Source organism: Pontibacter pamirensis (assembly GCF_010015475.1).
Classification (GTDB): domain Bacteria; phylum Bacteroidota; class Bacteroidia; order Cytophagales; family Hymenobacteraceae; genus Pontibacter; species Pontibacter pamirensis.
The window spans coordinates 78,762-91,155 of the sequence record NZ_SSNI01000009.1; the positions used below are offsets into that span (position 1 = coordinate 78,762).

Genomic DNA, 12,394 nt, shown 5'->3' on the forward strand with positions numbered 1-12,394 from the left:
TGGAGCATAGGACAATTATTTATTTCAAGACCTCGTAAAAAAGCATGACATTCTTTTTACGCGTGAAAGATGGGCATTTATAGTCTTTGTAATCGATTTTAAACGAGGTTATGAAGCTGCGAAAATGCGCTTTAGCCCTGATATCCTATGAAAAATGATCCGAAATATTTAAAGTTACTGTCGAACCGCTTTCCCAATGCCGCACAGGTTGGGAAGGAGATCATTCTCCTGGAGGCTCTGTTGTCACTCCCTAAAAGCCCCGAACTATTTATAAGCGATATTCATGGGGAGCACGAAACGTTTCAGCATATGCTCCGGAACGGCTCAGGGCTCATTCGGCAGAAGATCAGTGATTTGTTTGGTGAAACATTAAGTGAAAAAGACCTGCGAAGGCTGGCAGCACTCATATACTATCCCCATGAAAAGCTGCAGATCATTAAAAAGGAAAACAATGATTGGGAAAGTTTCTATACCAGTACCATTGAAAGGTTAATTTCTATCGCCTACGAACTCACTTCCATCTATACCAAAAGAAAAATAGACCGCCTTTTGTCGCGGGAGTATGGCTTAATTATATCTGAATTGTTACAGGGAGAGGCCTTGGGCGAAAGGAGGAGCGCCTATAATGAGCGGTTGTTAAAAGCAGTGATGGAGATTGGGGCCTGCGATAAGCTGATCATCGCCCTGGCTGAGTTCATCCAGCGGATTGCTATTTCTAAAATCCATGTGATAGGCGACATTTACGACAGAGGTCCCGGTGCTGAAACAGTCATGGACAGCCTTATAGATTACCATGCCGTCGATATCCAGTGGGGCAATCATGACATCGTTTGGATGGGAGCAGCCTCAGGCTCTCTGGCCTGTATGGCCAACGTGATAAGGCTCTCGCTCCGTTATGCAAATACCGACACCTTAGAGAAAGGCTACGGCATCAACCTGATACCGCTGGCCTCCTTTGCGCTTGAGCATTACAAAGAAGACGAAAGCCTGATTTTCAATCCGAAGGTGAATGCGGAAGACTTGCTGAATGAAAGTGAACACTGGTTGAACCGCATCATGCATAAAGCCATCAGCATTATACAGTTCAAACTGGAGGAACAACTGATTGACCGGCGTCCCGATTTCCGGCTCACACACAGGAAAATGCTGTCTAACATCAATTTTGCCACTGGTGAAATATTGATTGAAGGCAAGAACTACAAATTAAAAGACTCTTATTTCCCTACAATTGACCCTGCAGACCCTACTAGGCTTTCGAGGGAAGAGCAGGATCTGGTTGAACAGCTCTCAGAGTCATTTCAGCAAAGCAGGAGGCTGAAAGAACATGTCCAGTTCCTGTTTGAAAAAGGGTCGATGTATCATATTTCAAATGACTGCCTGCTGTTTCACGGGAGCATTCCCATTGATCAAAACGGAGATCTGGCCCTTGTGGAAATGCTTGGGAAAAAACTGAAGGGCAGGAAGTACCTAGATTTTCTGGATAAAATAGCCCGTGAAGCGTTTTCAGGAATGGTGGGAACGGCCGAAAATGATTTGGCAGTCGATATGATGTGGTACCTGTGGGCAGGTCCACAGTCGCCCTTATTCGGGAAAGACAAAATGACCACTTTCGAGCGCTATTTTATCAACGATCCAACCATCCATCAGGAGGCAAAAGGCTATTATTACTACTATAGGGATGACGCGGCAACCGTTAATAAAATTTTAGAGGATTTTGGCCTGGAGACTGAAAACTCAATCATTATAAATGGCCACGTTCCCGTGGTGGTAAAGAAGGGGGAGAATCCTATTAAAGCAAACGGAAAGCTTATCGTGATTGATGGAGGCTTTGCCAAAGCTTACCAGAGTCACACGGGTATAGCGGGTTACACGTTGATATTTGATGATCGGGGAAAGCAAATCATCGCGCATTTACCTTTTGAGTCCACTGAAAAAGCGATAGAAGATGAAATTGATATCCTTTCAAGCGAAACGCTTTATTCATATTCAGATAAACCCTTAAAAGTAGCAGACATCAGGGATGGGGACAAGATCAAGGACATGATTGAAGATCTCAAAGACTTGCTAAGCTGCTACCGGTCAGGACTTCTCACCGAACGATTTCAACCTTTGGAAAGCTGACATTGGTATTCAGTATGGTAAGATATTACTTTCGATAAAGGTAAATTGTGAATGTGATTATGTGAATTTTTTTAACTTACTTATAGTCTAAGAGTTATGAGTGTGTGTGTAGCGCAAAAGGAACTCCTGTTTATCAACCGAAAATCAAATTAGATGAAATTGTTGCTAGGACTTTTATTATTGCCACTTGGCTTTCTTGTAAGTGTCCTTCCTGAGCCTACCAGAACTTCTGAGGATTACACTTTTGAAGTAACAGTGGAATCGCCAACGCAAAAATCGGCGCTGTTCAATTTATCAGTAACTGGTGTTACCCTTGCACAGAATGGAGCGCACGAACCTTTCAAAATGGAGAAGAAAAGGTTAAAGACCCCATATAAACTCAATCTAAAAGATGGGAAATATACCGTTACCACTAAAACAAAGAAAGGTGTTAGTATAACTAAAGTGGAGGGGATTCAAAATGGTATGAGTATGGGCTCGGCTAGCAGTGATTCTGATTTAACCATTTTAAACTTCGGATTTGGAGGGATTTATTCAGTCCGAGAAAAGTAAAATTTTGCATTATAGCCCAGGTACATCATACATTATTCTAGAGAAAAGAATCATCCATCATTCATCTCAATTGTTCCTTTACTGATTTTGGGACTTAGCACTACTTACTGCTCAGAACGGCATCCGGCGCAGCCGCCCTTCGTATAAGGGTAGCTATGATAGAAGAATTAATAATCCGGTCGCTCTGCGACACGCTGCCGGATGAGCCTGCAGATGCCCTTTTCCTGTTTGGCCAAACGACAGATAACCAAGAATCAGTGTTTGCAGCTGCACGACAACTACTGCAGCAGAAGAGAGCTAAAAAAGTGTTATTTATGAACACAGAACCCATTAGCGGCTATCCCGGCTTCAATAGCTGGAAAAATGCGCTGATCAGTTCCGGAGTGGAGGAGGGGTTACTGGAGCCGGTGTCTCGTGTGTCGGCAGACAACGATATTCTGCACACAGGCTTTGAAGCTGAGTCGCTGATGGTGCATGCCAGAGAGAAGCAGTATAAGCACCTTATCGTAACGGCTTCGCCTTTTCAACAGCCACGGGCTTTTATGGCCGCCGTAACGGCAGCGCTTAGAGTTTACCCGGAGTTGTACCTTTATAGTCAACCAGGAAGTACCATGCCGTGGAAGGAGGAAGTGGTGCACTCACAGGGGAAGGTGCAGGCTGCAAGGGCCGGACTGATTGCCGGAGAAATGACGCGCATCCGGAAGTATCACGAGATAGGTGACCTTGCCTCTGTAGAGGATGTGATTGTTTACCTTAACAAACGAGACACAGGCTACCTCTCTTCATAACTGGTAGCTGTGGGAAGCGCTGGAGCATATGTTCAAGAAGGCGCTATCTGATAGTGCTCCATGGAAATGTTATCTGCATTTACTTCATGCAGTCTTTTCAGAGCGTACCCAAGGAGCAGTTCATATCTGAGTTAATTCAATTTTTTTTTCTGAAGTAAAATTAGACCACGAAAAAAACACCTTGTAAAAAAACGTACTATACTGCAGGGAAAGGTTTTCTTCCAAAGGATAGAGAAGCATTTCTCGTATATCAAGTCGTCTATGATTTGTAAGCACGAGCATGTTTAAACCGTATGAAAGAAGCTGCAAATGCGCACTTTCAAAATCTGACCACAGCTATTGTTAGCGCCAAAGTACCTTATTCCATTATAAAGAGGCCATATCAGAGCCTGAAATTATGCATAATTATATTCAATCATAAAAAGTATACATGCTCTTATCACATGCGGCGCATAACATGAAGTTAAAAACATCCAAGCTCCACCTTTTTCTGATATTCGGACTTTTATTGGTTTTATGCGGGTTTACTTTCCTGGAAGTCAAACATAATGCTTCGACTAGAATCATAGAGGGACATGCTATGGAGAAAATAGCACGGCTAACGCAGGACCGCGCATATGTACTTTTACGAGAGACGAGGCAATTCATAAACGGAAACCAGGAATCTGCTTCTGAGGATGCTCCTGTTTTACTTCCTTCCGGAAGGTATAAGGGGGTACTACCCTCTGAGTTTATTCAGGCCTACCACCTGAGCCACAGCAAACAGCAGGACGTACAGAAGCTGTTTGACGGTGATGTAGATAACAGTGTGGTACTGGACTGGAAACCGCTCGTGAAGCCTTCTGAACTGTGGGTGCGGATTCCGGAAGAACTGGAGTTTAACCTGCAGAACATGGAGTTCTATGACGGTAACGGAGACATAGTAAAAGGAGCAATGCGAACGTACTTTGTTCGCAGAAGTGCTGTTGCAGATGGCACCTGGAAGAGGGAACCAGGCCCTGTGTTTGACGGGAAAGACTTCAGGAAATGGACTACAGGAAAGGACCCGCTGGCCTGGTCGCCGGAGAATACGGATGCAAGGTATAAACTGGCTGAAGCAATAGACGTGGCCTATATCATCTTCCAAATAGACACTCATTTGCCCAACGAAATCAGGCTGACAGGCAACTGGCTTCCTTATAAGGCGCCTGCGCCATACGTACCGGAGATGGCACCAATCGGCAACATGCTTGGTATGGTGATACTTTGGCCGGATGTGGTAGACCCACAGAATATATGGGACGGTGTGGCAGAACATAAATGGGAGGCGCTAAAGGGGTATACCTGTTTCCGTGACTATACCGACTGGAAAACTTTTGAGGATAAAGAGGGGGAGTTTACTTATGAACCTTCCGCCTGGGGTGGCGCTTTAAGAGACACGTATTATCAGCGCATGCATGATGAGGGAAAAGAGGTAATGGTGTGTCCGCAGAAAGTTCCCGATTGGTTTCAGGAAGCCAATTATCCCCCTGAACAAAGAGGAGAGAGTAATGTGCCGAAAGCATGGGATGCAGATGGAGAGAATTGGGACTCTTACAGGAAAGTAGCACACCTTTATTACCGGATTTCCGCCCGCTACGGCAGAAACAAAGATATTCCGGAAGAGTTTCTTTCTGTAAAGGAAGAGCCATTTTACCCGAACCAACCGGCTAACAAATCCAAAGCGGGACTGGGTACTGTTCAGTATATGCAGGTAGACAATGAACCGGATCGCTACTGGCATGGCAGGCAGGCGTATCAGAATGGCCGGGAATATGCTGCTAGGAGCTCTGCCTGCTACGATGGACACAAAGGCAAAATGGGGCCGGGCTATGGCGTTAAAACGGCCGATCCATCGATGCAGGTCGTGGTAGGAGGCCTCGTAGGAGACATCGGGTTTATGAGGGGCATGATAGACTGGAGCAAAGAAAACAGGGGGTATAAGCTGAATGACAAAAGGCAGAAGGTAGTAGATCTTCCTTTTGATATCATTGATTACCACGTGTACCATAATACCGCTAACTCAACGCAGGACCAGCAGGCAAACACCACTGGAATTTGTCCGGAACTATCCACCGCAACTGAAAGAGCAAAGTCCTTCCTGCAGCTGTCGTATGAAGAATGTGAAGGCATGCCAGTGCAGATTTCTGAAACAGGCTATGATGTTCATTCCGAGTCTCCCCAAAGAGCGATGGCTACACCAACCAGAAGCATCTTACAGACACAGGCCGACTGGGGTATCAGAGCAGCACTTCTCTATGCACGGCTGGGGATTTACCGAATCTACACTTATATGGCTACCGATGTGACTAACCCAGGTCCCGGTAAGTACTCTACCTCTGGTGAGATTGATAAAGTGAATGGCTACAAACGCCGGCCAGCGGCTGATTTTAAAGCGCAGTTGAACAAACTAATGGGCAGCTATACCTATAAAAGGACCCTCAGTTCTGACCCGGCTGTTGATGTGTACGAATTAAAAGATGATGAAATATATGTCCTCTGGATACCGGACCAGGTGAGCAGAACAGGAGAATATGAACTGAACCTGGGAACTGACAAAGCCGTCATTCATTCATTAGTGGAAGGCGCCGGGGAAATGAAAAAAGTAGCGGTAAAGACGAAAAACGGAAAGCTGAAAATTACTGCAACGGAGACGCCTGTATTTGTGTCGAGGCAATAAGAGGAACAATAGCAGCACCACATTGGTTGGATTTCAGCCCCAGAGGGACGAACTGCTTATAGCCTTGTGTTATCAATAACCTAAGGATAAAAATAGCTCGTCCCTCTTTTGGGGCTCATTGCTTAACCAAAGTTTGAAATTTAAAAGAGCTACTTCATCCCCTTATGCTTTCTTTTGATAACCTCCTGAACCGGAATGCTTTCTATTTTGCTCTCGAGCCAGGAGATGATGTCTAAGTAGAGGAAAGGCCTTTTTTCGTAAGGGTCCAGCGATATGGTCATTAGTTTTTCCTTTAGTGACGCAAAAGCGTCCTTTAACTCGCCTGGTGTAACGTCCCCCAAACTGCGCAGGAATCTGAAAATCTCTACCTGCATTTGCTGCTGATTGTTCATCTTACCCAGGAAGCGATATACAGACCTGATCTGATACTCCAACACCTCGTCCTCACCGGCCTCATAGTGTGCAATAAGGTTTAAGATGCGGGCAAAGCACTGCAGGTCTTCCCGCAGGCTGATGTCTTTGTAGTAGATAATCTTCTGGAGATATTTAATGGCATGATGATAGTCTCCGCTCCCAAAGTAGAGGCTGGCGATTTTATAATAAAACATAAGCCTGCGGTGCGGGTCAAGGTGCGATTTAAAACGATTCAGGTTCTCAAGCAGCTCAGGTATAATTTCTAAGCCTTCGGTAAATTTCCCTTCCAGAAAGTAATTGTTAATCTTGTTTGTATAAATGAAGAGAAACAGCAGCATCTCTGAGTTGGGGCTGGAACGCCTGTTGGTGTCAGCGGCAAAGTCTTCCAGTTTCTGCAGTACTTCCTTGAACTTGCTGTAGTACAGCATATTGTATAAAGCTAGCAGCAAGTTGTGCAGGCCTTTGATATAAAGCATGTCCTGCTTGTACTTCATTTCAGGATTATCCTCAAACAAATCCACCCACTTCTGAGCATACCTGTAGCAGGCTTTAAAATCCTGAACTATATAATTGTACCAGACGTGAGCCTGGTAGTAGTATAATCTTTCCGTAAATCCGGCACGTGCCAAATCTATCACAGGCAGATTTTCTTTGAAGAAAGCTGTTGTGCTGTTATAATCTTCCACATTGCGGGCGTGCCCTACCTTTATATACAAACCGTAGAGGCGCAGCGCAGCATTGGAGAGAGCGTGAATCTGCGACACATGCAGGGCAGTGTCAACCGCTTCTGAAGATAGTGCTTCTGCCTTCCCTTCCAGGCTTCGTGTAATGTACTGCGACTCTATCAGCTTCTCAAAATCAATAGCGGTTAAGGCAATGTGGGGCATTTCTGCCTGTAATGCGCCCGTCTTTACCTTTTCAAGCATTTTCAGGCTTTGCTGGTAAAAGCCTTTATTATACAGCACACGGGCATAGTCCAACTGCTCGTGTAATTGGATGTCGAGGTTCTGGTTAGCGTGGTACAGGCGAAGGCTGGACAAGAGCTGCTTGTACAGGTTGGCCTTCATGTTTGCCAGTTGTACTTTCTTAACGGAGGGGGCCAGAGCCAAAACTTTCTCTTCATCATACTGTGTCTGGCTGTCCATGGCATCGAAAAGCTGCAGAAACTTCAGTCCATCAGAAACGCCCTGTCTCTTGGAAAACAACCGGAAATGGCGCTTCTCTGATTTGGTAAGGGATTTGACCAATTGAAAAACAGGATCATTCGTTTTGGTAGACATCGTATCAATTAATTGATTAATTGCTTATTTATCAGCAAGTTGTATGGATGAGCGCTTGAGTTAGAAATAACAGGCTGTACCTTAAATAGTTTTGGTAGCTGCTGTTTATACCCTTATTTACGCTTCTATAAAGAATTCTATCTGCAATAATAAATCAAATAAAGTATGTCGGCTCAGAAAATACAAATCTTTGACACCACCTTACGGGATGGCGAGCAAGTGCCTGGTTGCAAATTAAACATGGATGAGAAACTGGTAATAGCTCGGCAACTCGAACTTCTGGGGGTAGATGTGATTGAAGCTGGCTTCCCGGTATCAAGCCCTGGGGACTTTGAAGCAGTGAAAGCAATAGCGGCACAAACAAAGGAAGCTACTGTTTGTGGATTGTCAAGAGCTGTGGAGCAGGACATACGGGTAGCAGCAGCAGCGCTTGCCACTGCAAAAAAACCAAGAATACATACGGGAATAGGTACTTCCGAGTCTCATATACAATATAAGCTGCGCACCACACAAGAGAAAGTGATGGAACGTGCAGTAGAGGCTGTTCGCCTGGCGAAGAGCTTTGTGGAAGATGTGGAATTTTATGCAGAAGATGCCGGGAGAACAGAAAATGAATTCCTTGCAAAAATATGTGAGGCAGCCGTTAAAGCGGGTGCTACCGTATTGAATATCCCGGACACAACCGGTTACTGTCTGCCGGAAGAGTACGGTGCAAAAATAAAGTACCTGTACGAGAACGTGAAGGGAATCGACAGAGTCCGCCTTTCCACGCATTGCCATAACGATTTAGGGCTGGCTACCGCCAACTCTATTGCAGGTGTGGTGAATGGTGCCCGCCAGGTTGAGTGCACCATCAACGGGGTTGGGGAGCGCGCCGGAAACACAGCCTTAGAAGAGGTAGTCATGATTTTACGCCAGCACCCGTACCTGAAGCTTGATACTAATGTCAACTCAAAACTGTTGGCGGAAACTTCGGCTATGGTGTCGCACATGATGCGCATGCCGGTGCAGCCGAACAAGGCCATTGTCGGATCAAATGCTTTCTCCCACTCGAGTGGTATTCATCAAGATGGGGTCATCAAGCACCGCGAGACATACGAAATCATCGATCCACGCGATGTAGGTGTGCCGGATTCATCAATTGTGCTGACAGCACGATCAGGGCGCGCAGCTTTGGCTTACCGTTTGCAAAAGATTGGGTATAATTTCGATAAGAACACACTCGATAAAGCCTATGCTTCTTTCCTGCAGGTAGCAGATTGCAAGAAAGAAGTTGTGGACAATGATTTGCACGCCTTAGTAGAACAAGAAAACCTGGTTGCGGCCAGCTAATATGAAAAAGACATTATTTGATAAAATATGGGATGCCCATGTGGTTCGCTCTATTCCGGGGGGGCTGGATGTTTTTTATATCGACAGGCACCTGATACATGAGGTAACAAGCCCGCAGGCCTTTGATGAAATAGAAGCCCGCAACCTGCCGCTATTCAGAAAAGAAAAAATAGTAGCTACTGCCGACCACAACGTGCCTACAAAAAACCAGCACCTGCCTATACAGGAGCCGCTTTCGCGGTTGCAGGTAGACAAGCTTACCGAGAACTGCAGCAAGTATGGTGTAGAGCTTTTCGGTCTGGGGCATCAGAACCAGGGCATTGTACACGTTATCGGTCCGGAACTAGGCATTACCCAACCGGGTATGACCATCGTGTGTGGCGACAGCCACACCTCTACCCATGGCGCATTCGGTGCCGTCGCCTTTGGTATTGGTACCAGCCAGGTAGCTCAGGTTATGGCTTCGCAGTGCTTGCTGCTTAGCAAGCCTAAAAAAATGAGAATCACTATTGATGGCCCACTGCACAAAGGCGTGTCCGCCAAAGACCTGATCCTCTATGTTATTTCAAAATTAGGAACAGGCGGCGCGACAGGCTATTTTGTAGAGTATGCCGGCAGTGCCATCCGCTCCCTGAGCATGGAAGGACGCATGACAGTGTGCAATATGAGCATCGAAATGGGCGCACGTGGCGGTATGATTGCGCCTGACGAGACAACCTTCGACTATGTAAAGGGCCGCGAGCATGCACCGAGAGGCGAACAATGGGAGCAGGCACTGGCTTACTGGAAAACCTTATACACAGAAGAAGGAGCAACCTTCGATAAAGAATACTTCTTTGATGCCAGCGATATCACGCCGATGATTACGTTTGGTACGAATCCGGGTATGGGTATTCCGATTAGTTCCTCTATTCCGGTGAATGTACCGACAGGTGAGGCTGCCAGCTTCGACAAGTCGTTGCAGTATATGGGTTTTGCGCCGGGAGAGTCTTTAATTGGCAAAGAAATAAACTACGTGTTTATTGGTAGTTGTACCAATTCACGCATAGAAGACCTTCGCATAGTGGCAGACTTTGTGAAAGGGCGACAGAAGGCAAGTCATGTAGAGGCAATCATTGTACCCGGTTCCAAGCAGGTAGAGCAACAGGCGAAAGCGGAAGGTTTGGATAAACTGCTGGCAGAAGCAGGCTTTGAGCTCCGTGAGCCGGGGTGTAGCGCCTGCCTGGCTATGAATGAAGATAAAATACCTGCCGGAGCTTATTGTGTTTCTACCTCTAACAGGAACTTCGAAGGCCGCCAGGGACCAGGTTCCAGGACATTACTGGCCAGCCCTTTAGTAGCAGCCATTACTGCTGTGGAAGGAAAGATTGTTGACATAACCCAATACCTGAATTAATGGAGAAGTTCGAGATAGTACAATCGGGCGCTGTTCCGTTACCGATAGAAAACATAGACACCGATCAGATTATACCTGCCCGGTTCCTGAAAGCTACTTCCAGAGAAGGATTCGGAGAGAATCTTTTCAGAGACTGGCGCTACGAAAACAGCGGCAATCCCAAAGCAGATTTTGCCCTTAACAACCCGCGTTATAGCGGTCAGATTCTAATTGCAGGTAAAAATTTTGGCTGCGGTTCCAGCCGCGAACATGCCGCCTGGGCTATCTACGATGCCGGTTTCCGGGTGGTGATATCCAGTTACTTCGCAGACATTTTCCGGGGCAATGCCCTGAATAACGGCCTGCTTCCTTTGCAGGTGTCGGACCAGATGCTGCAGCGGCTTTTTGAGCAAGTAGAAAAAGACCCGCAAACAGAATTAGTGGTAAACCTGCCAGACCAGGAGTTCTATGTTCCTGCCTGGGACGAGAAGGTTACCTTTGATATTGATCCGTATAAAAAAGAGTGCCTGATAAACGGCTACGACGATATTGATTTTTTAGTGAGCCAGAAAGAGGCGATAGAAGCATACGAAAGCACAAGACCATGGGCGTATTAAATAAGAAGATAGTAGTATTGCCGGGCGACGGCATAGGACCTGAAGTCTGTAATGAAGCCATTAAAGTACTGGAAGCTGTAGCTGAAAGGTTTGGGCACCGCTTTCTGTTCGAAAAACACCTGATGGGCGCCTGCGCCATTGACGCAACAGGAAACCCGCTTCCGGAGGAAACAGTGGATGCCTGTATGGAGGCAGATGCTATTTTGCTGGGTGCCATCGGCGATCCTAAGTATGATAATAACCCGGCGGCCAAAGTGCGGCCAGAGCAGGGCCTGCTACGTTTGCGCAAGTCTTTGGGACTTTTCGCCAATATCAGACCTGTTACAGCCTATGATGTACTGCTGGATCACTCTCCTTTAAAGAACACACGCATTGCAGGCGCTGATATGCTTATTTTCCGTGAGCTGATAGGCGGCATTTACTTCGGTGAAAAAGGACGCACAGCCGACAGCGCGTACGATAACTGCACTTATAGCAAAGAAGAAATCGTGCGCATCGCACACCTCGCTTTTCAGTCCGCAGCTATGAGGCGCCAGAAACTGACGCTGGTAGACAAAGCCAATGTGCTGGAGACCTCCCGTTTATGGCGGGAGGTAGTACAGGAAATGGCACCGGCTTATCCTGAAGTAGCGGTGGATTACCTGTTCGTGGACAATGCGGCGATGCAACTTATACTTAACCCGCGCGCCTTTGATGTGATACTGACAGAAAATATGTTTGGCGACATTCTTTCTGATGAGGCGTCTGTTATAGCCGGTTCTCTTGGCTTGCTTCCGTCTGCCTCTGTAGGAAATCATGTTTCATTGTTTGAGCCCATACATGGTTCCTATCCTCAGGCAAAAGGCAAGGGAATAGCCAACCCTATTGCGGCTATTCTGTCTGCGGCGATGATGCTCGAGCATTTCAACCTACAGAAGGAAGCTGACTTAATTAAAGTAGCTGTACACAATGCCCTGGAGAAACAGGTGCTGACGCCGGAACTGAACCCAACTTCGCCTTACAGCACAGAGCAGGTGGGAAGCTTTATCGCCTATTATGTTTTAGAAGGGGCCTTGGTGGTTCCGCACAGGAGCAACATAGAGGTAGGATTGAGCACTATCATCTAAACCAGCCATGCAAAAGGAGACTGTCATCCGCTTCATAATTATTGTCCTTGTGCTAATTACACGAGGGGTGGAAATGGTTTGCGAACGATAAAGCGCATAGAAGCACTATAT

Annotated in this window: 9 protein-coding genes; 8 read left to right on the plus strand and 1 reads right to left on the minus strand. The window is 46.4% G+C overall.

Going from position 1 to position 12,394, the window contains the following annotated elements:
• Nucleotides 1-147: 147 nt before the first annotated feature.
• From E1919_RS09860 to E1919_RS09875, 4 genes are all read left to right on the plus strand, one after another.
• The gene (locus E1919_RS09860; protein ID WP_162053199.1) at nucleotides 148-2,121 is read left to right on the plus strand and encodes a fructose-1,6-bisphosphatase; all 1,974 of its coding nucleotides are present in this window, start codon (nucleotides 148-150) and stop codon (nucleotides 2,119-2,121) included.
• 153 nt (nucleotides 2,122-2,274) lie between these two features.
• On the plus strand, nucleotides 2,275-2,673 hold the full coding sequence (locus E1919_RS09865) for a hypothetical protein (protein WP_162053200.1): 399 nt from the start codon (nucleotides 2,275-2,277) through the stop codon (nucleotides 2,671-2,673).
• Nucleotides 2,674-2,828: 155 nt separating this feature from the next.
• Nucleotides 2,829-3,461, plus strand: a complete 633-nt coding sequence (locus E1919_RS09870; RefSeq protein ID WP_162053201.1) for a YdcF family protein — start codon at nucleotides 2,829-2,831, stop codon at nucleotides 3,459-3,461.
• A 580-nt stretch (nucleotides 3,462-4,041) separates the two neighbouring features.
• Nucleotides 4,042-6,159: a hypothetical protein gene (locus E1919_RS09875; RefSeq protein WP_162053202.1), complete on the plus strand. Its 2,118-nt coding sequence runs from the start codon at nucleotides 4,042-4,044 to the stop codon at nucleotides 6,157-6,159.
• 149 nt (nucleotides 6,160-6,308) lie between these two features.
• On the opposite strand, the gene E1919_RS09880 is transcribed toward E1919_RS09875, so the two are convergent.
• Nucleotides 6,309-7,853 carry a hypothetical protein gene (locus E1919_RS09880; RefSeq protein WP_162053203.1) on the minus strand — a complete coding sequence of 515 codons (1,545 nt, stop codon included), beginning with the start codon at nucleotides 7,851-7,853 and terminating at the stop codon, nucleotides 6,309-6,311.
• A 165-nt stretch (nucleotides 7,854-8,018) separates the two neighbouring features.
• On the opposite strand from E1919_RS09880, the gene E1919_RS09885 reads away from it, so the two are divergent.
• Genes E1919_RS09885 through leuB form a run of 4 tightly spaced genes read left to right on the plus strand, consistent with a single transcriptional unit; the run spans nucleotide 8,019 to nucleotide 12,283 of the window.
• On the plus strand, nucleotides 8,019-9,185 hold the full coding sequence (locus E1919_RS09885) for a 2-isopropylmalate synthase (protein ID WP_162053204.1): 1,167 nt from the start codon (nucleotides 8,019-8,021) through the stop codon (nucleotides 9,183-9,185).
• A gap of 1 nt (nucleotide 9,186) precedes the next feature.
• Nucleotides 9,187-10,581: a 3-isopropylmalate dehydratase large subunit gene (gene leuC, locus E1919_RS09890; protein ID WP_162053205.1), complete on the plus strand. Its 1,395-nt coding sequence runs from the start codon at nucleotides 9,187-9,189 to the stop codon at nucleotides 10,579-10,581.
• Nucleotides 10,581-11,177, plus strand: a complete 597-nt coding sequence (gene leuD / locus E1919_RS09895) for a 3-isopropylmalate dehydratase small subunit (RefSeq protein ID WP_162053206.1) — start codon at nucleotides 10,581-10,583, stop codon at nucleotides 11,175-11,177. Before leuC ends, leuD begins: the two co-directional genes overlap by 1 nt.
• Nucleotides 11,165-12,283, plus strand: coding sequence for a 3-isopropylmalate dehydrogenase (leuB, locus tag E1919_RS09900; RefSeq protein WP_162053207.1), 1,119 nt, complete (start codon nucleotides 11,165-11,167; stop codon nucleotides 12,281-12,283). The genes leuD and leuB overlap by 13 nt, the downstream gene beginning before the upstream one ends.
• Nucleotides 12,284-12,394 lie beyond the last annotated feature (111 nt).

Bases quoted from the DNA above. Each gene is read 5' to 3' on its own strand.
- E1919_RS09870 (WP_162053201.1), top strand. From the start codon at position 2,829: ATGATAGAAGAATTAATAATCCGGTCGCTCTGCGACACGCTGCCGGAT.
- leuC (WP_162053205.1), top strand. From the start codon at position 9,187: ATGAAAAAGACATTATTTGATAAAATATGGGATGCCCATGTGGTTCGC.
- E1919_RS09885 (WP_162053204.1), top strand. From the start codon at position 8,019: ATGTCGGCTCAGAAAATACAAATCTTTGACACCACCTTACGGGATGGC.
- E1919_RS09875 (WP_162053202.1), top strand. From the start codon at position 4,042: ATGGAGAAAATAGCACGGCTAACGCAGGACCGCGCATATGTACTTTTA.
- leuD (WP_162053206.1), top strand. From the start codon at position 10,581: ATGGAGAAGTTCGAGATAGTACAATCGGGCGCTGTTCCGTTACCGATA.
- leuB (WP_162053207.1), top strand. From the start codon at position 11,165: ATGGGCGTATTAAATAAGAAGATAGTAGTATTGCCGGGCGACGGCATA.
- E1919_RS09865 (WP_162053200.1), top strand. From the start codon at position 2,275: ATGAAATTGTTGCTAGGACTTTTATTATTGCCACTTGGCTTTCTTGTA.
- E1919_RS09880 (WP_162053203.1), bottom strand. From the start codon at position 7,853: ATGTCTACCAAAACGAATGATCCTGTTTTTCAATTGGTCAAATCCCTT.
- E1919_RS09860 (WP_162053199.1), top strand. From the start codon at position 148: ATGAAAAATGATCCGAAATATTTAAAGTTACTGTCGAACCGCTTTCCC.